We start from the raw sequence: 24,948 nt of genomic DNA, 5'->3' as shown, positions 1-24,948 counted from the left end.
TATATTTTATTTCTCAAGTTGCTTTAAATGATATAATTCCAGATATGACTACTCCACTACTTGTCCCAATGATGGCTAAAATTGTTTTACGATTTATTCCTCCTATGATAATCAAAGATATAATAGTTATAACAATACAAACAAATACGGAAATAATTGTAGGATTACACCCTTGTAAAATTAGATTCAAGAACACCTTTATTATCATAAAACAGGTAAATGCTAATGTTATTATGGACTTAAATCCTTTGCCTCCACCAATTAATATCATAGAAAGAATAAACAATATAAGTAAATAAGTTAAGGGCTTGTCTCTTGCAACCTGATAGATATTAGATGAGGTTATATTACCATTACTATCTTCACTTATGGATAGGAATACCTGGTCTCCCTTGTTAAAAACTAAGTTTCCCTGCTTAGATGGATCTACTGTATTTTTTATAATAACATTCTCACCTTCATGTTTTCCACTTAAAATTTGTATTTTTAATGTCTGTTCTTCTACCACAATATTTTTATCACCTGCATTAACATTCTCTTTTTTAATAGATACTATTTGTACAACTTTAGCTCTAATAGAATCTGTATTTATGGCTTTTCAATCATCATCTGCAAATACTTTTGAAGGAATTATGCTTTGTATAATAAAAAAGAAAAAAATCACCAGGTAAAAGAAGGCTTTCTTACTTTCTTTGGCAAACAATTTTAACATCTCCTTTTACTATTGTAATTTACTTAACTATTTATATGAGAAAATTAAATTGTTTATTACCTGATTTTTAACTTGAAAGAAGATTATAAGCTTAGACTTAACTTCTATAGGAATCGGAGAATGTCATAATTTTCCGAGGTATTTGTCAAAGATTTTATCATTTGTTATAAACCGGATTGTAGTAACTAAAATTTTTTCAAGTAAGTATTAAGTTAATGTCATCAATCTAATTGGAATATAGCCATCCTTTATGAGGTTACTTTTAAGCCGTATATCTCTCCTTGCTGTGGGAACAGATATAAAAGGAACTATAGTTTGTATGTTTTGTTCATACACATTTAATTCATTGCTATTTTTTTGGTTTGTATTAATATACATTATAATATGTCCTTTGCCTTTACCATTATCAACCAACAGGGCATCTCCAGGTTTTAAATCTTGCCACGAAATCTCATTTATGGTTTTTCCATCAATTTTATTATGATATTTAACAGCATCAAGTAAGGAAAGGGTAGTTTGTCTATGTATTTCCCAGCATGCACTTACGAAACCAGCACAATCATTTCCGTATATAATTTTAGAATTGCTTATTTTTGATAAAAAATCACCAATAGAAGTTGTTTGATAATAGGACATACTGTATGGTATTCCATAGTATATTTTGCCCTTTATGAAAGTGTAGTGGCCGTATTTATCAAATAGATTATATTTAGGGCTCCATCTAACTTTAGTCATCTCATATGCTTTATCCAGTACTTTTTTACGGGTAATACTATAGGTGGAAATACTATGTTTATCGTATTTTATATCATTGTTACTTAAATTAAAGTTAGGTATGTTAATGTTGGGATTATTTCTTCTAATACTGGCAGATGTTGTAGATATAAATATAACTGTTATAAGTAAAAAAATGAGGAAAATACTTATCAATAATTTAATATATTTAATCATAATTTAAAATCTCCTATTCTTATGTATATATTATAGTTAAAGAGAATCTAGGATATATACTATAACTAAAATACAGAATCCTCACTATCCTTATCGTGATTTTTTTGATAAATTTAATTCTTACTTTTGTAGAATTCAGCAGGAATATAAAAATTTATGGAGAACTATTACTTAGGTAAGGGGAATATGGTGTAAAATTCGCTATTAATTGTCAGAAATTTAATGAGCTGCATAAGTTGTATATTTCATAATTCCCACTAGTAAAAATCGAAGGGATGATATATTGTGCCACAATACAAAATGTATAGGAGAACTAAAAGAAGAAGGACTAAAAAAAATAAGAAAAATATATTAATACTTGTATCAGCATTTTTGTTTTTATCTTTGGTGGGATTCATTTCAGGTGACAGAATATCTAGTACAAAGTCATATAAAATAAAGGCTGATACTATGGCAACTACTAAAATAAAAGCTGGAAAATATATGGATAATAAGAAAACTAAAGTACAAGCTGCTAATATAAAGGGTACGGATACAAGTGAATTTAATCCATATAAACCGGACGGAAGGAAGGTAGTTTATTTAACATTTGATGATGGGCCTTCACCTAACAATACTCCGCAAATACTAAAGATATTAAAGGATTATAACATAAAAGCTACATTTTTTTTAATTGGGAAAAATGCAGAAAAAAATAAAGATATTGTAAAAGAGGAAGTAGCAGAAGGTCATACGGTTGCCAATCATACCTATTCTCATGACATGAATTACATATACTCAGATCCAAAAGTTTTTATAAACGATGTAAATAAATGTAATGATATATTAAAGTCTATTCTAGGCAATAATTATAATTCAAAACTTATAAGATTTCCTGGAGGTTCTTTTGGAAAAAAATTAGAACCATTTAGAGAAGAAGCCAAAGAAAACGGATATAGTTATGTTGATTGGAATGATTTAACGGGTGATGCTGAATATAATAGAGTACCTGTAGATAAACTAGTTAGTACTGTAGAGCGATATTCTAATCAGGAACATCTAGTTGTGCTAATGCATGATGCATCTACTAAAGCTACCACAGTACAAGCACTTCCTGAAGTAATAGAATATTTTAGATCAAAAGGATATATATTTGAAACATTAAAGTAAAGTATAACATCAATACATTTGTAGTTGAGTATATAATCAGTTTGGAGACTAATAGGATGTTTTCAATAGATTTTTCCGACAAAATATTTAATTTTTGATATATGTTAATGTATAATAAGAGTATGGTTGCAATTATATTTATGGGGATGATACTATGTATAAGAAAATAATAGCAACAATTATTATTTCACTAGTCATATTAACTCTAGGAACAAATATCGCAGTATCAAATCATGGTAATACTTACAAGGATTTTTCAAAAGTTTCCCATGTAATGACAAATGGGAAGTTAAAATTAGTTAGTAACAAAGATACTTATAATAGTTTAGCAGATGTAAGAATAAAACAAAGGTATAATTTTGTAAATTTGAGTAAACCAACTTTAGTGGCTCACCGTGGTGCAAGTAGTATTGCACCAGAAAATTCTATTCCTGCAATTGACGAAGCAGCTAAGATAGGCTATTGGGGTGTAGAATTAGATATATGCTCATCATCTGATGGTACACTGTATTTATTGCATGATGGAATGCTTGATAGAACCACAAATGGACATGGCCTAATAACAACAAAGAGTTCGCATCAAATAGATAGGCTTATAGTTAACAAAGGAGCTAATATATCCTCCTATCCTGACTTGAGATTGCCTAGATTTAAAGATGCACTTGTAGAGTGTAGAAAGGATAATCTCATACCAGTATTTGATATTAAGTATCTTAGTGAAGAAAATAGGGACTTGAATACATTTTTAAAAATTATATATAAATATGGTGATGAGAAAAAGTTGTTAGTTCATGCATTTAACTATAAATATTTAGAGTATTTGCGCAGTAAAGATAAACAAATTATCTTAATGCCCATGGTAGATCCACAAAGTATAATATATGGTTATAATTATATAAAATCATTTGGCTTTACAGGAGTTGATTCTAATATTGACTATCTAAATAAAAAAATTGTACAGCAGGCACATAGAGATGGCCTAAAAGTGTTCTGTTGGACAGTTGATACCCCTTTAGAATTAAATAAGGCCTTAAATTTAGGTGTAGATTTTATATATTCTGATACTTTCTATCCCAATGATATAAAATCTTTAAAAAAGACATTTAATTCAAATCAGCATATCAAACCAGTGCATAAGGCAAGTAATAGGACATACAAATTATAGAAGGCTAACTACCTAGAAGGTGCTAAATTCTGCCTTGAAATAGTGTTTGCACACATAATAACTATACAAAATTTTCATTTTGTATAGTTATTACTATGAAACTACATCCTTACTTATTTTTAACTATTTAAGATCTACCTTGAAAAATATTCTTTTTGATTTTACTATTTGCAAATAGATAAGATGGAGAAGTTAATGAAACCTTCAATGATTTGACTTGAGCAGCAGATAACCTTCCAGCAAATGAACTTTCCAAAGTGCCTGAGTTTAGCATACTTGCATATATTATATACTGCACATTGCTCACCAGTCCTATTAGTAGGGCTTCAAATCCACCATGTCCAATTCCAAAGCCATGCCATTCTTCCATTCTCTCTTATTCTTGAGAAAAATCTTAAATGCAGTAAATCTTCCAACTTCCTCAAAGATACCTGCTGTTAAAGCGCCATATATGGAAAATAAAAGAGGGTATTTAATAAGCATTGTATTCATAACAAATATATGTAGAGTTTTTTCTAACATTTGGGTAAACGCAAACCAAATTAATGCTCCTACAATAACGGGTCTAAAAGATATTTTCTCCCTTTTCCTGTAATATATTAGTAATATTGCAGGGAATGCTACTGACAATGCAGCAGAAAAAACTAGTAGCACTATAGATAAATTGCTGACCATAATTTATACCTCCATTTGGCGTTTAATTGTAAAGTTGGATGTTTTTTATCCTCACGATTTTTCCTTTAACAATCGTATAGTAGAACAATTATTTGAGGATAGGTCTTAAGCACCTAAAAAGAGAACTCTCATTGGTGTAACCCTTCTCTCCTAAACTAAATTCATATGTATTATGTTAGACATATTTTCATGTATACAATTAAAATATCTTCCTTTCAAGACATAAATTTAATGATCATTACTATACTTTTTTATCTTTATTAATTATTTTTAAACTTATAAAAGTTACTATCCATTTCATCAAAATCCCAATAACCAGTATTATTAAAATTATATTTGGCATAGGCATTATAATCGTCTAAACTAATATTGTAAGTTTGTATACTAGGGTATATCGGATTGTTCAGATTATAATTTTTGTAATCACTTAACATTTTATCTATGCAGTTATTAATTGACCACTGCATTTCGCACCAATAACATTGAGGAGAGACAAAATTACAATATTTATTAAAAATTGAATAAGGTATGTCTTGATGATAACTTGCTATAGGGAAAGTGGTATAACCTATAATAGCATTAGGATGTTTACTCCTTACAAGTTCACATATTTCTTCTGTCTGACTTGTTTTACCTGCAACATCACTTTCCGCATCAAAGATATAATAATCACTATTGTCAAGAGCTTCATTTATCAAACTAGCTTCATCTTCAACATAATTAAAGTAATTGTAACCCCATGTACCTACTTTAAATCCTGCATCTTTAAAATTTTTTACATATTTTAGAAATGAGTCTCTATAGTTTACACCTCCTCCTATGGGACTTGAACCTTCATGGTATTTAATACATACATTTGTTATTCCTAGAGATTTTAATTTTGATATTAAGTTATCTATACTTCCATAGTTATTTACATCATCTTGAAGCTCCCATATCCATGTAAAATTCGCATCCGTTCCCATAAATACTGGATTATTAGCTTGTCCTGTTGTTGTGCTAGGTGTTGGTGTACTGGATGCTGCTGTGCTAGGTGTTGTTGTATTGGATGCTGTTGTGCTAGGTGTTGGTGTACCACTAGATGTTGTACACAAAAAAAGACTTTGCACTAAAGTATCTGGTATAACAGCGCTACCACCAAATATATTGACTGTAGATATAGCATTTAAATTAGACTATAGGCTCCTTAGTGTTAGAAGAACCATTTACTAAAATAATAGGAGAAGACGTTATTGCTGCAGCCGCAGAACCAGATAAAGCATCCGCAAAACCTTCCCCATTTGCTAAATATGTATTAGTAAAATGTATGCTATCTGAAAATTCATTTATTATTGCGGAATTTGTGCCGTACCTATCATCTCCACTTAATCTTTTACAGTTATTAAGAGCATTTATAGAACTGTCACTTATAGCAGAAGTTCCTCCAACTACATAATATTTACTAATATTATTGTTATTAATAAAGTTTTTAACACTATCTGGTAAGTTATCAGATGTTGTGAGAAGTATAGGCATCTGCTTTGCCGCAGTAATAGGCGCTACAGATACCGCATCCGGGAAATTTTCTCCTGATGCAATCACTATGCCATTGCTTGTACCTATAATTTGAGCTACTTTTACACTAGTTTCATATTTGTCTTGCCCCTGGATCCTAGTACAACTTATATTAAGACTACTTAATTGATTTTGAACACTTTGGTGTACTACACTAGTTTCCTCTATTATAAATGCATTTTTAGCATTCAATCTTTGTATTTCTTGTTGTGCACTATCGCTTACGCTATTACTCTGTGTTAATAAAATAGGTGCATTATATTTCTTTGCTAGAGGTGCTGCACAAAGGGCATCAGGAAAATTTTCTCCCGACACTATTACAACATAATCTGATCGTTTCCAATTACTTTGGGAAATCTGTATTGAAGTCTCATACCTATCATTCCTCCAAACCTCTGAGTTGCTGGAGCAGCTGCAACCCTGAATGTAGATACAAAAAGCAAGGATAGAAAACAACAAATAAATAGTATAAAGTTTTTTCTATTAAACAATATATTCATTTCCTTAACAAGTTTGTCCACTACATCTTACCATGAAATTTGATATATTTCTCATAATTTACGCTTTCTTAACATTTTTCCACAACAAAGTCAAGGCTTATCCGCAAACAATTTCTTATATTACTCAATTCAGTGGGGATTAAAAAAACTGGCTCCTGCTCAATACAGAAACCAGCGTATAATTGCCTAGCTTTTTTCAAAATGTCCTTGACATAGGGCCCATTTCATTGGGGTTGTGGGCTTTTTTATATACTTTTTTTATCTCTAATTTTTCATCTTCAGTGTATTCCTTTTGAAGTCTTCCTATTTTTTTTATAATTTAGACACTCCTAAAATGTAGAAACTCCGATAACTAAATAGTATGGCAAGAAGTAAATTTGCCATACTATTGCCATACTAAGATAAAAAACCTTATGTCTACATATTTTTATTTTATAGAACGTATATAACTGCAACCGTAGGTATATCAATGTTTATCAAAGATTTGTTTGAATTTAATTTTATATATTTTTACTACATAAATATAATACAGAACTCGGCTTATGGACTTACCCATACTACTCAGCTATATTTATCAAACCAACATCATTTAAGATATTTGGACTGCCCTCCATTTTTTTCAGTTATTAATATTACCAAGTGTATATTGATAATTATTATTGCATACTTTTAACTTTTTCAATCCTTTGTGTAGTCTTCTGCAGCTTAATATTAAATATGTCCAGTACAAACATAAATAACGGTATACCAAGTAAAAGCCCCCACAAACCCATGTATTTTTCTGATAATATTAAAACAACAAACACTAAAAATTTCGGAATTTTTGTACTATCTGACATGAGCTTGGGTATTAATACATAATTCTCAATTAAATGGAGTATCACCACCATCATTAATACTTGAAATATTTTTACAAAACCACCTATTTGAAAAGCAATTAAAGAAAGTGGTGCAAGTGCAATCATTATGCCAACTACAGGAATTTGCACTAAAACAAATATCATTAGACCTAAGCCTAATACTTGTGGAAAGCCGAGTATTACCAGACCAATTGCTGAAAGTGTGGCATCAAAAAGTCCTATGATTAGTTGAGTCCTTATGACTTTACCAAATGAATCTGTAAAACTTTTTCCATAGGATTTAAGATATTTAAATATGCTTAGGTTACTGCTCTCCTCTGCATTATTAAATGCTTCTCCCAGATTTCCCCTTTCCATGTTAAAGACTATACTTAATACTAATGCGAGAATTACGTTTAAGCTAAATTGGCCTATATCGGAAATTGTACTTAGTAGTGTATTACTGTATTTTTGAATTATTTGAGGTATATTCCAATTTTCAATATATGATTTAATAAATTCTATAACTTTATTATTACTATTTAAATTTAGATTTATATTTGTTATTTGTATAACTAATGTAGCAACCTGATCTATAGCTTTAGGAATATAATTATACAGTAATAAAATAATGGATAATATTAAAGTAATATATATCATCACAGAAAATAACTTTCGTATTAGCGGGGTTAACTTACATAATAATCTGCCAACAACTTTATTCATGGTATATATTAAATAAGAAAATAGAAAAGTGAATAATATTAAGTGTATAGAACTACGAAGAAAGTACAAAATTATAATGATAAATGATATGGCTATAATTTTTTGAGTAGTTTCAAGTTTAAAGATGCTTTTTAGGCTATTAATAAACAAATATATTTGCCTCCTTTTGTATAATGTAATTGTAATATTTCTCAGCATATAGAAAATACATGTTTTTCTAATTTCATTAATGGTATAAGCGTGTTTCTCTATAAAAACTCTAGAATTAGGTGAATTTATACAATTTATATCTAGATTATAACCAGAAACTCTAAACAAAGCAAAAACATTTGTAACTCCTTAATTTTAAAAATGCAATGTATTATAAAGAACTTGTCAGCTGGTTGGGTCTTTCAGATAACCCCTGAAAATAAGGAGTTAAGACTAAGATATGCTATCTAAATTTATTTAACTGATTTATAATAAATATAAGTGTAAATAATGTGTATATACATAAATTTGAAAATAGATTTTTGAAACAAGTAGGTGTAACTATGAGTAGAATAATTTTTCTTGTAGACATGAATGCTTTTTTCATAAGCTGTGAATCTACACGGCATCCTGAAATTGTTGATAAACCTGCTGCTGTAGCGGGAGATCCTGAAAATCGGAGAGGTATTATTTTAACTGCAAATTATGAAGCTAGGAAATTTGGAGTTAAGACAACTATGGTATTGCATCAAGCTTTGAAACTTTGTCCAGACATGATAATTATTCCTCCAGATCATAAGTTTTATAAATATAAATCCAGGCAGGTTATGAATATACTTTCAGGATATACCCCTGCTATTGAGCAAAATAGTATTGATGAAGCATGGATTGACATGACTGGATGTGAAAGAATATTTGGAAAACCATATGAATGTGCAAAACGGGTTATGGAACATATTAATAATGAACTAGGATTGAAATGTTCTATAGGTATATCTGAAAACAAGTTCTTGGCAAAGATGGCTTCTGAAATGAAAAAGCCATTAGGCATTACGGAGCTGTGGAAAAAAGATATTGAACATAAGTTATGGCCATTACCAATCCAATTTATGTATGGAGTAGGAAAACAGACCGCACAAAAGCTTGAAAAAATGAAAATTAAAACTATAGGTGAGCTTGCACATTTTGATAGAAGTTATATTATAAAAAAACTTGGTAAAACAGGAGGTGAAATTCACCAACTTGCTAATGGAATTGATATTTCACAGATAAAGCCTCACTTACAGGATGACATAAAATCAATTGGAAAATCAGTCACATTACCTCATGATATCTCAGATATAGAGAGTGCAAAAATTATTTTGATGAAGCTTTCTGATGAAGTTGGGATGACTGCCCGCAGGCATAATAAAAAAGGACGTACAGTACAAGTTAGTATTAAATATTCTAACTTTCAATCCATTACCCGTCAAACAACTATACCTACAACTTGTTTGGTAAAAGAAATTTATTCTGCTGGAATTGAAATGCTTCAAAAAAACTGGAATACGCAATTGCCAGTACGGTTATTAGGAATAAGCCTTAGCGGGTTTGCCAAGGATAATGATAGTGAACAGATATCAATATTTAACATGTTAGAAGTAGAACATGAAAGAAATGGCGTAGACAAAATAGATAAGCTGGAAACCGCTATTAATGATATACGTCAAAAATATGGTTCTTCAATAATTAATCGTGCAATATTGATGAAGAAAAAATGACTCCAGTTTAGTTTTAAACTGGAGTATGTTTTGCCGTCAAAAATTCGTCAAAAATAAGTTATAAAATATTATATATCCTTGTGGTTATTATTTTTTCTGTGCTGTTATAAATGGTTTAACCATAATATTTTATATGATTTTATATAGTATGTGGAAAGCCATATTTATATTATTATAATATGCAGTTTGAAGGGCTTAATGCTTGAAAAATCAACATTTTATTTTGTAATTCTTATAATTTTCCTCCTTTTGGGGAGGATTTATTTGTTTTTGAAAAAGTATTAATCTAATATATATGGAATAATAGTTTTAGTAGTAAAAAACGTAAATATACATATAGAAAATTGACTTTAATTCCAGTGATAGTTTTAATTACACTTTTATCATTATTTGCTCTAGGATTTGCTTATAATAAGTTTGTTTGGTCAGGTGTTGTTATAATAACTAGAAATGAAAAACAAGATTTCTCGAATTTTTACACACCTCTCTAGGAATTTTATAATATAATACAAAAAAATAAAACAATAAATCTATTAGAAACAAAACAGTTAACCAAATTCCCTATACGTATACCTGACGCTATAGATGGATGGAATAGAATAAAAGGAATAGGTATTATTTCTAAATGTAACGTATATATAGAAAATGATGATATGAAAGTTGTAGATATGCCACCTGTATATTATGAACTTTTTATAAATAAAAAAGGTGATAAATTAGTTGTCAGGCAGTCATTTGATGAAGATATGACAAGACTAGTACAGCCAAACTTTAGATCAAGTTATTCATTATTAGATAAATATCTTTCATCAGGATTTACGTCAAGCTATCCAAAAGGAACAAAGAGACTTGAGGGTTTTGGAGAAGACTTAGCTCTATTAATAGACTTACAAAAAGGGCGTAAACAACTTAAGCTCTATCATAAAGAAAAAAATAATCAAGTTACACTTATTGAAATTTTTGGTTGTGTTGATAACTCTATTCTCAAATCTATTGCACATAGTTATCTTAATTCATGGAACTAGTACAATTATCCATGTGCATAATGTTCTCCTTTCTCCATTGATGATTTAGATAAAAAAGAGGCTGCTCTTGAATAGCAAGTTCAAGAACAGTTAATATCTGGCTAATGTTTATGTCTATGACTGTGATGATGGCTTGATTCTGATGTTCTTCGAGTAAGAGTGCTATCTGCGAGAGAACCATTAAATATTTTTGAAAGAATTTCAGAAAATTGTTCTTTAGTTAAGTCAGATATTCTTTCAAAGTCATAAGAGTTGAGTACGGAATCTATGATTTTATCAGTTTTGGAAGACATAACGCAACCACCTTTCATAAATGATAGTAGCCATATAAAAAAATATGCTCTTAATTCTAGGATATACAAATAGGTGGTACAAAGTGATAGAAATTATTTCAAGTAAAAAGGTAGGGAAAATAATCGATACCAGAAGACCATATGGATTACTCTTACTATTGAGTAAAGACGACACTTTTACTGGAATTGATAACAGTAGTGGTCAGGCTTTCACAGAAGATTTATGATATAATTACATTAGTTAAGATAGAATAGATAAATGGTTTATATTGATAATCCCCTAACTTAATGTAGAAACTTAAAAATCAAACAATTTATGAAGCACCGTATTATTCAATTTTACGGTGTTTTTATGTTCGAAAAACGGAGAATTCAAAAAATAAAATAAGTTGATTCGGCTCTGGCTTCTGGGCTCAACCTATGGACCTTAACATCTGGTGTTCTGACCGCTGGCTTCTGGCTCGTAAAATCAACTTATTAAATATAGTTTAGCAGTAATGATTAATAATATAAACATTTCATATGTTATCAAAAAGTAAAGAATTGTAAAGAAATTTAGAACGGAATAGGCAGGTGATTAAATGCAGGTTCAATATAGATTCTCAGATTCGGAAATTGCTAACATTTTATATTACGGAGTAATGGAAGCATTTCGTAGAAATAGTAGCGTAATAATGATTTCGAGAGATAATAGTGAAGATGTGGAAGTGTATAATATATCAGTGCTAGATAAATTTACAGTAGGAAAACCAAGCTATTTTCCTAGTACATAGTAGTGTAATTTGGTTATTAGTTGTTATGGAAATAATTATTAATAATTCACTTTGTCTCTTGTTACAGAATTGCGGGTACTAGGCCCAGATGTGAAATATAATTACTAATAATATAAATTATGACATTATTTTCGTGAATTATCGTATATAATATAAAATATAAATTATATAAGGGTGGGAAGCTAATGAAAAAATTAGTATATTCATTAATTGTTGTTGTGCTAATTGTCGCATTGGTAATTTTTTTAGGATATAATAAAAAAATTAATCTTGGATTATATAATCAAAATAATTCAACCACACAAAATTCTAATAGTAGACCTCGAGACAGTAAAGATTTAATACCACTAGGATATGATAATATAGGACAACCTGTCACTGGATGGATACAAATCAAAGACAACAAGTATAAATACCTGGACAAGAATGGTAAGGTTGTAACGGGAGAATCTGTAACAGGGTGGCAAAAAATCAATGGGAACTATTACAATCTGGATAGCGATGGTAATATTCTAGATTGTAAAAATTAAATAATATGGAAATGTCTTTTCTCAATGGCTTTATTCCTTAAACTATGCATAAAAAACTAGGGAGGTAGTAAAATGCTTAAAAACAAATTAATACCTATGCTGTGTGCTATAGGTATAACTTTTTCTACGACAACTAAAGTATTGGCTTCAAATGACATCCAACGTATCTGGGGTAGTGATAGGTATGCTACTGCTATAGAAATTTCTAAAAATGGTTGGACTGATGGGTCAGAATATGCTGTGTTAGCTAATGGTGGAAACTTTCCTGATGCCCTTAGCGCAGCTCCTCTTGCCAAGAAATATAATGCACCCATACTGTTAAATTCAGGAAATTACCTAGATAGTAGAGTAGAAGGTGAGCTGAAAAGACTAAATGTAAAACAAATATTTATTATTGGTGGAACTGCTGTTATACCTACTAGTGTAGAAGAAAGACTTTCTGAGCTAAACATTAAAGCTACGCGTCTATTTGGACAAGACAGATATGAGACCGCAATTAAAGTTGCTGAGCAATTAGATTTTACTGGGCAAGTTTCAGTAGCAAATGGCGAAAATTTTCCTGATGCATTATCTATATGTCCTATTGCGGCCCAAAAGTCTATGCCAGTTATACTTACGCCACCAAACGCTTTACCTGATGCTGTAGCTAAGTACATAAAAAGTAATAAAATTACAAAGACATACGTTATAGGGGAAGATGATGTAGTAAGTGACGCTATTGCAAATAGCTTTCCTAACAGCGAAAGAATATGGGGGAGTAGTAAATATGATACTAATATCGCAGTGTTAGAGAAATTTGAAAATGAATTAAACTTTAATAAAATTTATATAGCTAATGGTGAGAATTTTCCTGATGCTTTAGCAGGTTCAGCTTTAGCTGCCAAGAATTCATCAGCAGTTATATTGGTAAGTGAATATGCAGGACAATCCACAAAAAACTTTATGCTTTCAAATGTAAATTCAAAATGTGAGACTTATATACTTGGTGGAAATGCAGTAATTCCAGATGAACAAATAGATAATTTAATGTACGCAGAAGGTAATACTAATGGTAACTTAATATTAGGCGGAATTGCAGCTAAGCAAGGTGAATGGGCTTATTATACGGATGGATATGGTCGCTTGTTTAAATCTAAGGAAGATGGAAGTTTAGTTACAAAGTTGCTTGATTCTCAAGAATATCATATAGACTCCAATATAAATGTTGTAGGCGATTGGGTTTATTGTAACTTAAACAATAGCATATATAAGATAAAAACTGATGGTTCTAGTAAAAGCAAAGTAGCTGACGGCAGCATCTTAACTGTAAAAGACAATACAATATATTTTGGTCAAAAATCTGATAAGGATGATTTAATTTATTTATGTAAAGCAAATACTGATGGTTTAGAAAAAACTACTTTAACTACTTTAAATGAAAAAAGTAGTATAAACATAGTTGGAGATTGGGTTTATTATATAGATAATTCTGATAATAATGAAATATATAAGATGAAACTTGATGGCTCAAGTAAAATGAAAGTGCGTGATGAAGCTGTTACTCAAATAATTGTTGACAAAGATTATATATATTACTCAACTCTTAGTGGTATCTATAGGATAAATACTGATAACTCAGATCCTGTTTGTATTGTTAATAGTTATGACATTGATGGATCATTTAATATTGCAGACAACTGGATTTATTACCCACTAAAAGATGGTGGATTGTATAAAGTTGAAACAGATGGTACTAGCAATGTTAAAATAGCAGATGCTAACACACTTGACCTTGGTTATACTGGAATGCGCAATATATTGTCTCCTACCATTATAGGAGATTGGGTTTATTATAAATGTGCTATTCATACTCCTGGTGACGATTATTATACTTATCTATGTAAAGTTAAAATAGATGGTTCTGAAAATACTCTTGTAAATTTAAATATAGATACTAACGAGACCAATTAATAAAAAGTGCCTCAACCACTGTGGCACTTTCTCTTATTCTGTTAAAATGTTCATTCCATATGGCAGGTATATTTGAATTTGTGAGTGTTACACTATTCTCACTTCTAAAGCAGGGGGAGAGCTCACTGATTATAAATGATCATGAAATTGTAACTAACTATTGTAGAGGAAAGATCTTTAACATTATCCCAATGCATGTTAACAAGAAATTAATTGTATCTGATGTGCAATTATGGTAGAATAAACAAAAATTAAAAAACTTACATATTTGATATATTGTTAGGGGAGACATAACACATGGTGGGAAATAGGAGATATAAAGGAGCTAAGAAAGTTAATCGAATTGCAGTGGCTGTATTTTCTATATTAATTTTAGTTGTAGCTATGCGTAGTTTAAAATCATATATGACTACAAAGTTAACTACAGCGGCTGTTGCTCAAAATAAGCATAAAAATAGTAATAAGAGAAAGACAGATGATGCTATCCCAAAAGATGTTTTAAATCATAAATATAAAGTTTCTAATTATCAGAATAATGACATCAGAAAGTTTCCATATCCGTATAGCTCCATGCTTTCATTATGTTCTGACATTGATGATACTACTTTGAAGGATTTTAAAACATATCATCAATTTTTAAATACAACAGAAAGAACATCTCACGGAGAAGGACTTGGGTTGGATGTAGGGGACAGTATGTGGCTTTACATGGGTGATAAGTATTCCAAGTCTACAAGTCAAGGACATGGTTCAGATGATGTGATGACCTATTATAAAGGAATTGACATAAATAAAAAGAATAATGCCGATGAGATAACTAAGTTTATCAAATGCGGATGGATAGACTGTATTCATACTTTTGGTGATTTTTCAACCGCCAATGAGAAAGGAACTTATTTTACAAGAGAACTTGCTGTAAATGGGTGGAAGACACTTAAGGATATAGGGTTTAGCCCAAAGGTATGGATAAATCATGGAAATAGGGCTAATAAGCAGAACTTCGGTGCTGCCACTACTAGTTCATTTATGAGTTACCAACAGGGAGACAACCCTAAAAGCATTTACTACCATACTGATATAACTATAGGAAATGGTATAAGATATGTGTGGAATTCTATGAACGATAATATTTTTGGACAAGACTATCCTTTATTTGAAATTTCTTTAAGAGATGGGAGAAGGGTTTGGGGATTCTATAGATATACAAATAACATATCGAGAGGTAAAATTGATTGGACATGGACTCCAAGCGAGATTCACCGTCAACTTACCCAAAGTAATTTAGATAAAATAGTCAAAAATAAACAATATTCTATTGTAGCCCAGCACCTTGGTGTATCAACACAGGATCTTTTTACAAAAGAAAATATACAGGCTTTAAGGCTTTTAAAACAGTATGAAGATAAGAAAAAAATACTAATTACTAAAACTTCCAGGCTTTTAGATTATGCCGATGTTTATAAATATGTAATGTATAACAAGTCAGTGGAAAATGGGATAACCTATATTGATATACTTGGTGTAAATGACCCTTTGTTTGGTAAATCTATTCCTCAGCTTGATGACTTGAGAGGACTTACATTTTACACAAATGACTCAAAAAATACAGTTATCCTCCTTAACGACAACGTAATAAATAAAAATGAAATTGAAGTAAATCCTAAAGATGAAACGGGGAAAGAAAGTGTATCAATAAAATGGTATAATCCTAATTATAAAGATTACAGTAAACAATAAGTATAGCTATAGATAAGGTCAGATCAAAAACTCTAAGCTGATTTTAAACTGCTTATAAGGAAAATATAAAAACTCCAACTGTATTTTAGCTGGAGTTTTCGCTTTACATAAAAATTGCCCCATAAACAGTAAAGATATTCAAAGGACTTTAGTTATGTATTAATATTATACCCAATTGAAGTTATTTTTATATTTGTTTTCCAAATATTCATTTAATTACTTAGGATATTTTTTATGAGAATGTACAAACTTTAAATATAAGTAGTAAAGATTACTATATAAAGGAGTGTTGATTATGGCACGTAACAGTAATAATTTAGTAGTTCCACAGGCCAGGGAAGCTTTAAACCAGTTTAAAATGGAATCGGCTCAGGAAGTTGGAGTAAATTTAAAGAATGGATATAATGGAGATTTAACTGCCAGAGAAGCTGGCTCTATAGGCGGAAATATGGTTAAGAAAATGGTTGAAGCTTATGAACAAGGTTTAAAGTAAGGTGTTATAAAAGGCTTAGAATAGTGTAGAGCTATTCTAAGCTCTATTTTTGTATAAAATATATACATACTTTACGGATAATTCTACATCTCTTTATCATATTTGCAGCGATAGTAAATGCAATATCCTGCAACAAAGATATAACCAAAAACTAAAAGAAGAACAACTGTTAAGTCAATGCCCATTAAAGCCAAAGCAAGTATCAAAGCACCAAATATAAAAATCATCATATCGTATCCCTTCGCTTTTGCTCGGTTTTTAATAGCGATATTACGTTCATCCTGCACATGGATTTCTATTTGTTTTTTAATCTCAGGATAATTTTTTATTGCTCTGCTGCTGATTATTTCGTCCATACCACGACCAAAAATGCCACATCCTAGAGCAATACAAATATATGGCAGAGCTTTCACTATTCCTTGTGGCTCAATAGGCTTAATAACTACTTTAACAATATATAATCCTATACCTAACAACAGCAAGCCTATTATAGTTGTAATGTAATGAATACTATTTTTCATTTTTTATCCCCCTCATAAATAAAAATCTCTTCAATGCTCATATTAAAATATTTTGCTATTTTAAATGCCAATATTATTGACGGGTTATATCTACCGTTTTCAAGTGAACCGATTGTTTGTCTTGATACTTCAAGTTCTCTTGCCAAGTCTTCCTGCTTTATGCCATGCTGTTTTCGTATTTCTTCCAGTCGGTTTTTCACATTTTTGCTCCTTTCTGTGGAAAGTAAACTTTCCATATTTTTAGTATATCATTAGGATTTAAAATGTCAAGTAAGCTTTCCTTAGAAAAAGCATAAAGCTTATTTCTGCTCTGCTTATGTTAAGAAGTTAAAACATTGAAATAGAAGAAATTAAATGCGTTGATGGGAAAGTAGAAATCCTCAGCAATGCATTTTATTTTTTAGTGTGTGCCATTAATTAGGATAAAATGAATATGTAAAACATTGACATGTTCACAGCTATTTTCTGTTCTATTACTATACAAACCCTAATTTCAAACTTTAATAAATTTTGGTATAATAAATATATTATTACAACTTTTGGCGTAAAAAAATGTTTGAATTAAAGTAAGTTAGGAGATGGATTTCTTTGACTGTTCTAAAAGTAAATAACTTAATGAAAGAATATAGAGGCAAAACTATTGCAACTAAAGCTATAGATGACATAAACCTTACAGTAGAAGAAAATGAATTTGTGGGCATAATGGGTGCGTCAGGCAGCGGAAAAACCACACTGCTCAATATGTTAAGTGGAATTGATAAACCTACTTCTGGATCAATTGAAATATCAGGAGAGGAAATTTATAAAATGAATAAAGATAAACTGGCTTTATTTAGAAGAAAGCACATAGGGTTTGTATTTCAAGATTTTAATTTAATTGATAGTTTATCTGTTAAAGATAATATAATGCTTCCACTTGTACTGGATGAAGTAGAGGAATATGAGATATATAAAAAAGTTAATGAACTATCTAAGGCTTTTGATATAGAAAAAACACTGGACAAGTATCCTTATGAAATATCAGGAGGGCAGCAGCAAAGGGCTGCTATTTGTAGAGCCATAGCAAATTCTCCAAGTATAATTTTTGCTGATGAGCCTACAGGAAATTTAGACTCAAAATCCTCTAAAAAAGTTATGACTTCCTTTGAAAAACTAAATGAGGTAAATAAAGCTACTATTGTAATGGTAACTCATGATTCTTTTGCAGCAAGCTATTGCAGCAGAGTAGTATTTATTAGGGATGGTAAGATAGATGGGGAAATAAGAAAAAATGGAAGCAGACATGAATTTGCCGATGAAATATTAAGCTGTGTATCTGCAATTGGAGGACAAGAAGATGGACTTTAATACAATAGTTTTTAGAATGTTTAAATCAAACTTCAAAAGGTATTTGTTGTTTTTCCTATGCAGTGCATTTACAATAACAATATTTTTTATGTATGCTACGCTTTTTACAAACAAACAATTTATGGACTCCAGAAAGATGTATTATAGTATATCAAGTTGTATAATTGCACCAAGTTGTGTTATTGGGATATTTTCTATTTTCTTTATTATCTATGCACAAAGATATTTTAATAAATTCAGAAAGTCTGAGTTTGGATTGTTAATGGTTTTAGGCTGTACAAATAAAGAAATAAGAAAAGTGATCTTAGTGGAAAATAGTCTTATAGCTATAATTTCATTAGCAATTGGGTTGGGTATAGGAAGTATGTTTTCTAAGCTATTTTACATAATTATAATTAAAATTACAGGACTTAAGGAAATTAATTTTACTCTAAATTTTGCTGCATATCTTTATACAATAGTAGTATTTATGGCAATATATGCAGTTGTTATTTTAATTACAATAATAAGTACTATGCATTCAGTAATACTTGATTTGATAAAAGGAATTAGAAAAGTAGATGAGGGAAGAAAAATTAGCCCTTTGTTTATTCTAGTGGGAATCTTAGCTGTAATAGGTTCTATGATGGATATAATATTTAATTACAGTCCTAAAAATTCTGTTCCATTATTTAGAAGCATAGGAGTGTGTTTTATTGGCACACATTTAGTAATATCAAATCTTGTTTGGATAAATGAAAAAGTAAGTAATTTTTCAAAGAAGCTTAGCTATAAAAACATGTTATTTAATTCAAATTTTAAAAGCAAATTTGGCAAATCGAAAAATGTACTTTTAATAAATACATGGATTATATTCGTTGCAATTTTTCTTGTTAGTTTCATGATAGTATTAATTTCTAATGCACGAAAGTCAGCAATAGCAGATACTCCATATCATATAGCATATATGCAGCAGTCTGTATATAATAATGTCCCTGAGGATATTGTTAGTAACATAGTTAAAAATGGACAGACTAAGTTAACTGAGCATAAAGATTTAAATTTTATACAGTATAGTGGATTATTTGTTTTGCTTTCTCAAGATGATCTTAATAAGACTTTGGGATATAAATTTAATATTAAGCCTGGTCATTTTATAAACTTAAATCAAATAGCAAATGATGGATATTATCATGAAATAAATGATTTTCCAGGAGTTAATATAGAACTGAAAAATAAGTCCATGAACTTCATTACGCAAGGCCATTATAATAATGTTATATTTAATACTGATGTGCCGATTTTTAGCAGCAAATTTATTGCACTTAATAATTCAGATTACTTAGAGATTTTAAGAAGTCTAGGTAAGAATGAAGTTGGAATAATAAGATTATTTAAATTTCAGGATTGGAAACAAACCCAGAACATTGTAGATAAATTAAATCTTGAATTACAAAAATACAATAATAAAAACTCAAGTAAAATTGGAACTGATTTAGATAGGCTTACAGTGTCTTCAAGGATTGACAGCTATAAAAGTAATATAAAAGTAGGTTCCTTTGCACTATTTTTAATGATATTTGTTATAGCAATATTTTTTATGGCGTCAAATGTGCTGTTACATTTTAAGCTGCTAATGGAATTTGAAGATGAGAAGCAAAAGTACAAGAAAATTTATAAAATAGGTATTACAAAGAAAGAAGTTTCTGCAGTAGTAAATAGAGAAATTAAGATTTTATTTTTTTTACCGGTTATAGCTGGGTTAGTTATAGCTGCATTCTATGTTTATATTATGTGTATTATATTCGGGCAGAGTAATGCCATGAGCTCATCACTTTTGGTGGGTATTACTTATATATGCTTACAAATCATAATTTATATTATTTATAAAAGATTTTACATAAATAAGTTATTAGATTATTGAGTTAATTAAGGCTTAATAATTATGGACTAAGAACGCATTTATTAGTCCATAATTATTTTTTGTGCATTGGGTAGGAAATTAGTGTTACAAATACAATAAGAGTGTCATCTAGTAGCCTTGATAGCTAACAATATTTTAACCAACTGGTTTATTTAATACTTTTTCAATAAATATCCTTATAAGTGCTGGATCAAATTGAATACCTGCATTTATTTTTAGTTCTTCTACAGCAACTTCTTCCGGTAAAGCATTATGATAATTTCTGTCACTAACCATAGCATCATAAGAATCAGCTATTGCAATAATTCTTGATGGAAGTGGTATTTCTTGTCCTTTTAAGCCTTTAGGATATCCACTTCCATCCCATTTTTCATGATGGGCTAGTACATACTGTGCTATTTGAGACATATCACTTACTGTACCAAGTATTCTAAATCCTATTTCTGGATGGCGCTTTATTTCTTCCCATTCATTATCTGTTAGTTTTTCCTGCTTATTAAGTATATTTTTTTCTATAGCTATTTTTCCTATGTCATGAAATAACCCAACAGTCTTAAGTTCCTTAATTTCGCCCTCAGATAAGCGGAGGACTGCACCCATACTTTGGCATAATGCTGAAACCCTATGAGAATGCTGCTTTTCTTTTTCGTCTTTTTCATAAAGAGTACTAATGATAGTGCCTATGGTTCTCTCTTTCATACTCAGGCTTTCAAAGATTTTGCTCTTATACATATTATCATCAGCCTTTTTGAAGATTTCCTCAATTTTTTCTTCTTCATCATTCTTAGTTCCATATCCAAAAGAAATATCTATATCAAAAGAGCCTACTTTTTCTTTTAAGGCTATATTCTTTATACGTCTAATAATTTCTTTTGTTCCATAGGCATCTGTTTTCGGTAACAAGATAACAAATTCATCACCTCCAAATCTAGCAACAATATCATCAGCCCTGCATCCTTTTGTTATTACTTCTGCTGCCTTCTTAAGAAGTTCATCTCCCATGGTATGACCGAAGGAATCATTGATAAGCTTTAATCCATTTACATCTGCCATAACAATAGTCAAAGGAAGGTTTCTTTGTACATCTAGTCGATGTAACTCTTTCTGGAAAAATCTCCGGTTATATAAACCTGTTAATTGATCATGATAACTTAAGTATTCCAAATGCTCTCGCTCATACCCCATTTTTGAGAGTGCATTTGCAATAATATATAATACTTCTGCAGCTGCTTTTATATTTTCTTCATTAGTAATTTTTATTTTATTTACAGCATTTAGATATCCAAATTCATCAACACCTATTTCCGCTGCAGTTCTTTTATATATTGATTCTTCCAGCTTAGAAGTTAAAATCTGGCCTCCTAAAATTGTTCCAATGTGTTTGTCTTCTACTATTATAGGTACAGCAAAATCTATTAATCCTGCATGACAGGTATAAACATAGGGTTTCCCACTTCTTACTGCCTCTATGCCCCCCCTTTTATGTGATTCAGCACATCGTCTAGTACCAATATCAGTGGATTGTGTGAAATTCATACAAAAACTTGTATAAAAGCTTGGCTTGGTTACGGGGTTTCCATCGGTATCCACAGTTACGCTGGCAATATTCATACTTTTTGCAAAGTTATCTTGAAACTTTTGAAGTAAATTGATGTCAATAACGTCCTCTATTTTAAGTAAACTTATATCACAATCAATATGATTATCTTTAGTTGTTCTTAACAAAGTTTTACCTCCCATGAATTTAAAGAATATATATGTATTTTCTAATATTATCTATAAATGCATACGTTTACATATAAAGCCTGAAATATTCCATAATAAATGCTCTCTTATAGACTTAAAACATAGTGCTATTTTTTATATTATCGAATATCTGAATTATATCTTCATAACTTTGCTTTATCTTAGTACATTAAATTGTCATATTAATAATTAAAGTTGATAAAGTATATATTTTGGTATATAATATTTAGCAATAGATAGATTTGAAAAAAAAGAGAGGTAATTTTGTGAGTGTTTAGTATCTAAAATAGGTAATTTAATATTGATTCCAAAATTGAGGGTGGAATACCTTTAATTGTTATGGAATTGATTACTATTTATAGATACAAGTCCACGAAACTACTTTGGGGTTTAGTACCCTTTATTAAGTTTGCAATTAAAGCTGTGGAGTATCCATGGCTTTTTTATTTTACAGTTAATACTATGAAATCTATCTAGGTTTCGTCGGCTTGAATAAAGTTGAGGAAGGAATTTTAAAATGGATAATATAACATTAGAAAAATTACATTATTATGAATTAAAGAAAATAGTAAAAGGATATTGCGCAAGCGGCTTGGGTAAATCCTTAATAGATAAACTAGAGCCGAGTACAAATATAGAGGTAGTAAATAGAAGATTAGATGAAACCTCTGAAGGAAGGGCACTTTTAGATGCTTCTTATCATATACCTTTCGATGGAATATTTAATGTAAATCCACTTGTAAAGAAAATGGAAAAGGGTGCAGCATTAGATCCAGAGGATTTAAGTACCATGGAAAACTTTTTAAGGGGATGCAGAAAGCTTAAATTATTCATGAAGGATAAGGAAGGTTATGCTCCTACTTTAAGTTCTTATAGCTTAAATATAACAGATTTAAGTTATATAGAAGAGGAAGTAAATATATCCATATCAGGAAATAGAGTAGATTCCAATGCTTCAAAGGAGCTAAAAAAAATAAGAAAGCAAATTGATGTATGTGAGGGTCAAATAAAAGGAAAGCTTGAAAAATTTCTAAAAAATCCTTCAAATAAAGAGTATATACAAGAATTTTTTGTAAGTCAAAGGAATGGAAAATATACGATACCTATAAAAGCTGCCTTTAAAAATCAAATTCAGGGTGAAATTGTGGAAACTTCAGTAAAGGGCAGTACTGTATTTATAGAGCCAAATGCAGTAGTGAAATACACTTCTGCGCTAGCAGCTTTAAAAGTTGAAGAGTCTATAGAGGAATATAAAATATTAGCTACTTTAACAGAAATGCTATATGATAGAATAAGAGAAATTAAAATGAATATTGATGTAATAGCTGAGTATGACATGGTTTTGGCAAAAGCAAAATATAGTAGTGACATAGAAGGAATAAAACCTAAACTAAATGAGCATGGTTATATAAAAATAGTTAAGGGAGGCTATCCTTTAATTAAAAATGGAGTACCCTTAGATTTTGAAATAGGAAAAGATTATAGAACATTAATAATCACAGGACCTAATGCGGGAGGAAAAACTATAGTATTAAAAACTTTAGGAATGTTAACTCTTGCAGTTCAAGCAGGGTTTCATATAAAGGCTAAAGAAGGTACAGAGATTGCTGTATTTAACAAAATATTTGTAGATATAGGTGATAATCAAAGTGTAGAAAATGCTTTAAGTACTTTTTCATCCCATGTGAAAAATTTAGCATATATAATAAAAGAAAGTAATAAGTCAACATTATTGTTGTTTGATGAAATTGGCGGTGGAACAGAACCGAATGAAGGTGCAGCTTTAGCAATAGCTATTTTAGAAGAAGTGTATTATAAGGGCTGTATAACAGTAGCAACAACCCATTATGGAGAGATCAAAAACTTTTCGGAGCAGCATCCAGACTTTGAAAATGCAGCTATGGAGTTTAGAAAGGACACATTAGAACCATTATATAAGCTTAATATAGGAAAGACAGGGGATAGTAATGCTCTTTATATATCAAAGAAAATGGGTATTTCAGATAATATAATTGAAAGAACTAGAAGGTATATAGAAAGTAAGAATTATAATTATGAATTAATAAGGGATAGCAAAATTATAAAGAAAAAAGATATTCAATCATATAAAGGTGAAAGTTATGAATTTGCTGTGGGAGATAAGGTTCTTTGGATGGACAAGAATGAAAGTGCCATTGTTTACAGAGAAATGGATATGGATAATAATGTAACTATTTTATTTAATAAAGAATTTGCTGATGTAAATTGCAAAAGATTAAAATTAGAAATTAAAGCTTCAGAGCTATATCCGGAAGGGTATGATTTAAATCAATTATTTGTTAGTTTCAAGGAAAGAAAGCTTGAAAGGGATATAGAAAGAGGATCTAAGAAGGCTTTAAAGAAACTTAAAAAAAATCATTTGAAATAATAGAGGTAATATAAAAACTCCAGCTTAAAACTAAGCTGGAGTTTTTAGTTTTGCCGTCAAAAATAATTAGAAGATTTCATTTAGTATTTTTCTAACAGTTATTCTTTTTTCAATAGGATGGGAGGATTTATTTGTTTTTTGAAGAAATATTAATTTAAATATATATTTTATAAATGTAGAATTTTTATAAATGTAGAATATTGTGAAGTAAAGATAATTTAA

At 30.0% G+C, this 24,948-nt stretch carries 22 protein-coding genes and 1 pseudogene; 13 read left to right on the top strand and 10 right to left on the bottom strand.

All coding sequences use genetic code 11. The features are described 5' to 3' along the window. Nucleotides 1–13: 13 nt before the first annotated feature. The gene (locus tag ACJDU8_RS07500; RefSeq protein WP_406791528.1) at nt 14–508 is read right to left on the bottom strand and encodes a YibE/F family protein; all 495 of its coding nucleotides are present in this window, start codon (nt 506–508) and stop codon (nt 14–16) included. A 411-nt stretch (nt 509–919) separates the two neighbouring features. Next, the gene (locus ACJDU8_RS07495) at nt 920–1,663 is read right to left on the bottom strand and encodes a hypothetical protein (RefSeq protein WP_406791527.1); all 744 of its coding nucleotides are present in this window, start codon (nt 1,661–1,663) and stop codon (nt 920–922) included. A gap of 285 nt (nt 1,664–1,948) precedes the next feature. Here ACJDU8_RS07495 and ACJDU8_RS07490 point away from each other — a divergent pair, with 285 nt between their 5' ends. Both ACJDU8_RS07490 and ACJDU8_RS07485 read left to right on the top strand, forming a co-directional pair. Next, on the top strand, nt 1,949–2,812 hold the full coding sequence (locus tag ACJDU8_RS07490) for a polysaccharide deacetylase family protein (protein ID WP_406791526.1): 864 nt from the start codon (nt 1,949–1,951) through the stop codon (nt 2,810–2,812). Between the two features lie 154 nt (nt 2,813–2,966). Further along, nucleotides 2,967–3,977, top strand: coding sequence for a glycerophosphodiester phosphodiesterase (locus ACJDU8_RS07485; protein ID WP_406791525.1), 1,011 nt, complete (start codon nt 2,967–2,969; stop codon nt 3,975–3,977). A 127-nt stretch (nt 3,978–4,104) separates the two neighbouring features. On the opposite strand, the pseudogene ACJDU8_RS07480 reads toward ACJDU8_RS07485, so the two are convergent. From ACJDU8_RS07480 to ACJDU8_RS07465, 4 genes and pseudogenes are all read right to left on the bottom strand, one after another. After that, a pseudogene (locus ACJDU8_RS07480) lies at nt 4,105–4,652 on the bottom strand (YhfC family glutamic-type intramembrane protease). 260 nt (nt 4,653–4,912) lie between these two features. After that, complete coding sequence (locus ACJDU8_RS07475; RefSeq protein ID WP_406791524.1) at nt 4,913–5,761, bottom strand: hypothetical protein; 849 nt, start codon at nt 5,759–5,761, stop codon at nt 4,913–4,915. Nucleotides 5,762–5,822: 61 nt separating this feature from the next. Further along, entirely contained in the window at nt 5,823–6,662 is an 840-nt protein-coding gene (locus tag ACJDU8_RS07470) for a cell wall-binding repeat-containing protein (RefSeq protein ID WP_406791541.1), read from the bottom strand. Between the two features lie 700 nt (nt 6,663–7,362). Further along, a complete protein-coding gene (locus ACJDU8_RS07465) occupies nt 7,363–8,469 on the bottom strand; it encodes an AI-2E family transporter (RefSeq protein ID WP_406791523.1) in 1,107 nt (368 codons plus the stop codon). Between the two features lie 335 nt (nt 8,470–8,804). On the opposite strand from ACJDU8_RS07465, the gene ACJDU8_RS07460 reads away from it, so the two are divergent. Further along, nucleotides 8,805–10,001, top strand: coding sequence for a DNA polymerase IV (locus tag ACJDU8_RS07460; RefSeq protein WP_406791522.1), 1,197 nt, complete (start codon nt 8,805–8,807; stop codon nt 9,999–10,001). Nucleotides 10,002–10,654: 653 nt separating this feature from the next. Beyond that, nucleotides 10,655–11,026 (top strand): hypothetical protein, encoded by a 372-nt coding sequence (locus tag ACJDU8_RS07455; RefSeq protein WP_406791521.1) that lies wholly within the window; start codon nt 10,655–10,657, stop codon nt 11,024–11,026. Nucleotides 11,027–11,127: 101 nt separating this feature from the next. On the opposite strand, the gene ACJDU8_RS07450 is transcribed toward ACJDU8_RS07455, so the two are convergent. Beyond that, nucleotides 11,128–11,319, bottom strand: a complete 192-nt coding sequence (locus ACJDU8_RS07450) for a hypothetical protein (RefSeq protein WP_406791520.1) — start codon at nt 11,317–11,319, stop codon at nt 11,128–11,130. Between the two features lie 83 nt (nt 11,320–11,402). On the opposite strand from ACJDU8_RS07450, the gene ACJDU8_RS07445 reads away from it, so the two are divergent. The 6 genes from ACJDU8_RS07445 (at nt 11,403) to ACJDU8_RS07420 (ending at nt 16,802) form a co-directional block, all read left to right on the top strand. Beyond that, nucleotides 11,403–11,546: a hypothetical protein gene (locus ACJDU8_RS07445; protein ID WP_406791519.1), complete on the top strand. Its 144-nt coding sequence runs from the start codon at nt 11,403–11,405 to the stop codon at nt 11,544–11,546. A 354-nt stretch (nt 11,547–11,900) separates the two neighbouring features. After that, the gene (locus ACJDU8_RS07440; protein ID WP_406791518.1) at nt 11,901–12,092 is read left to right on the top strand and encodes a hypothetical protein; all 192 of its coding nucleotides are present in this window, start codon (nt 11,901–11,903) and stop codon (nt 12,090–12,092) included. Nucleotides 12,093–12,277: 185 nt separating this feature from the next. Then, nucleotides 12,278–12,622, top strand: a complete 345-nt coding sequence (locus ACJDU8_RS07435; RefSeq protein ID WP_406791517.1) for a hypothetical protein — start codon at nt 12,278–12,280, stop codon at nt 12,620–12,622. Between the two features lie 72 nt (nt 12,623–12,694). Continuing rightward, nucleotides 12,695–14,572, top strand: a complete 1,878-nt coding sequence (locus ACJDU8_RS07430) for a cell wall-binding repeat-containing protein (protein WP_406791516.1) — start codon at nt 12,695–12,697, stop codon at nt 14,570–14,572. A 297-nt stretch (nt 14,573–14,869) separates the two neighbouring features. Beyond that, on the top strand, nt 14,870–16,309 hold the full coding sequence (locus ACJDU8_RS07425) for a hypothetical protein (RefSeq protein ID WP_406791515.1): 1,440 nt from the start codon (nt 14,870–14,872) through the stop codon (nt 16,307–16,309). Between the two features lie 295 nt (nt 16,310–16,604). Beyond that, nucleotides 16,605–16,802: an alpha/beta-type small acid-soluble spore protein gene (locus ACJDU8_RS07420; RefSeq protein WP_406791514.1), complete on the top strand. Its 198-nt coding sequence runs from the start codon at nt 16,605–16,607 to the stop codon at nt 16,800–16,802. A gap of 83 nt (nt 16,803–16,885) precedes the next feature. On the opposite strand, the gene ACJDU8_RS07415 is transcribed toward ACJDU8_RS07420, so the two are convergent. Continuing rightward, a complete protein-coding gene (locus ACJDU8_RS07415; RefSeq protein ID WP_406791513.1) occupies nt 16,886–17,323 on the bottom strand; it encodes a DUF6442 family protein in 438 nt (145 codons plus the stop codon). Next, on the bottom strand, nt 17,320–17,523 hold the full coding sequence (locus ACJDU8_RS07410) for a helix-turn-helix transcriptional regulator (RefSeq protein ID WP_406791512.1): 204 nt from the start codon (nt 17,521–17,523) through the stop codon (nt 17,320–17,322). The genes ACJDU8_RS07415 and ACJDU8_RS07410 overlap by 4 nt, the downstream gene beginning before the upstream one ends. A gap of 388 nt (nt 17,524–17,911) precedes the next feature. On the opposite strand from ACJDU8_RS07410, the gene ACJDU8_RS07405 reads away from it, so the two are divergent. Next, on the top strand, nt 17,912–18,670 hold the full coding sequence (locus ACJDU8_RS07405; RefSeq protein WP_406791511.1) for an ABC transporter ATP-binding protein: 759 nt from the start codon (nt 17,912–17,914) through the stop codon (nt 18,668–18,670). Further along, on the top strand, nt 18,660–20,573 hold the full coding sequence (locus ACJDU8_RS07400; RefSeq protein ID WP_406791510.1) for an FtsX-like permease family protein: 1,914 nt from the start codon (nt 18,660–18,662) through the stop codon (nt 20,571–20,573). Before ACJDU8_RS07405 ends, ACJDU8_RS07400 begins: the two co-directional genes overlap by 11 nt. A gap of 135 nt (nt 20,574–20,708) precedes the next feature. On the opposite strand, the gene ACJDU8_RS07395 is transcribed toward ACJDU8_RS07400, so the two are convergent. Beyond that, nucleotides 20,709–22,313 carry a PocR ligand-binding domain-containing protein gene (locus ACJDU8_RS07395; RefSeq protein WP_406791509.1) on the bottom strand — a complete coding sequence of 535 codons (1,605 nt, stop codon included), beginning with the start codon at nt 22,311–22,313 and terminating at the stop codon, nt 20,709–20,711. Between the two features lie 523 nt (nt 22,314–22,836). Between ACJDU8_RS07395 and ACJDU8_RS07390 the strand changes: the two genes are divergently transcribed. Further along, on the top strand, nt 22,837–24,726 hold the full coding sequence (locus ACJDU8_RS07390; protein ID WP_406791508.1) for an endonuclease MutS2: 1,890 nt from the start codon (nt 22,837–22,839) through the stop codon (nt 24,724–24,726). The last annotated feature ends 222 nt before the right edge of the window (nt 24,727–24,948 follow it).

Source organism: Candidatus Clostridium eludens (assembly GCF_045310515.1).
Lineage (GTDB): Bacteria > Bacillota > Clostridia > Clostridiales > Clostridiaceae > Clostridium_B > Clostridium_B eludens.
Note: the sequence above shows the minus strand (reverse complement) of the source record. Positions and strands in the feature narration are given on the sequence as shown.

Bases quoted from the DNA above. Each gene is read 5' to 3' on its own strand.
- ACJDU8_RS07485 (WP_406791525.1), top strand. From the start codon at position 2,967: ATGTATAAGAAAATAATAGCAACAATTATTATTTCACTAGTCATATTA.
- ACJDU8_RS07455 (WP_406791521.1), top strand. From the start codon at position 10,655: ATGAAAGTTGTAGATATGCCACCTGTATATTATGAACTTTTTATAAAT.
- ACJDU8_RS07420 (WP_406791514.1), top strand. From the start codon at position 16,605: ATGGCACGTAACAGTAATAATTTAGTAGTTCCACAGGCCAGGGAAGCT.
- ACJDU8_RS07450 (WP_406791520.1), bottom strand. From the start codon at position 11,319: ATGTCTTCCAAAACTGATAAAATCATAGATTCCGTACTCAACTCTTAT.
- ACJDU8_RS07430 (WP_406791516.1), top strand. From the start codon at position 12,695: ATGCTTAAAAACAAATTAATACCTATGCTGTGTGCTATAGGTATAACT.
- ACJDU8_RS07465 (WP_406791523.1), bottom strand. From the start codon at position 8,469: ATGCTGAGAAATATTACAATTACATTATACAAAAGGAGGCAAATATAT.
- ACJDU8_RS07495 (WP_406791527.1), bottom strand. From the start codon at position 1,663: ATGATTAAATATATTAAATTATTGATAAGTATTTTCCTCATTTTTTTA.
- ACJDU8_RS07460 (WP_406791522.1), top strand. From the start codon at position 8,805: ATGAGTAGAATAATTTTTCTTGTAGACATGAATGCTTTTTTCATAAGC.
- ACJDU8_RS07390 (WP_406791508.1), top strand. From the start codon at position 22,837: ATGGATAATATAACATTAGAAAAATTACATTATTATGAATTAAAGAAA.
- ACJDU8_RS07435 (WP_406791517.1), top strand. From the start codon at position 12,278: ATGAAAAAATTAGTATATTCATTAATTGTTGTTGTGCTAATTGTCGCA.
- ACJDU8_RS07415 (WP_406791513.1), bottom strand. From the start codon at position 17,323: ATGAAAAATAGTATTCATTACATTACAACTATAATAGGCTTGCTGTTG.
- ACJDU8_RS07400 (WP_406791510.1), top strand. From the start codon at position 18,660: ATGGACTTTAATACAATAGTTTTTAGAATGTTTAAATCAAACTTCAAA.
- ACJDU8_RS07440 (WP_406791518.1), top strand. From the start codon at position 11,901: ATGCAGGTTCAATATAGATTCTCAGATTCGGAAATTGCTAACATTTTA.
- ACJDU8_RS07395 (WP_406791509.1), bottom strand. From the start codon at position 22,313: ATGGGAGGTAAAACTTTGTTAAGAACAACTAAAGATAATCATATTGAT.
- ACJDU8_RS07425 (WP_406791515.1), top strand. From the start codon at position 14,870: ATGGTGGGAAATAGGAGATATAAAGGAGCTAAGAAAGTTAATCGAATT.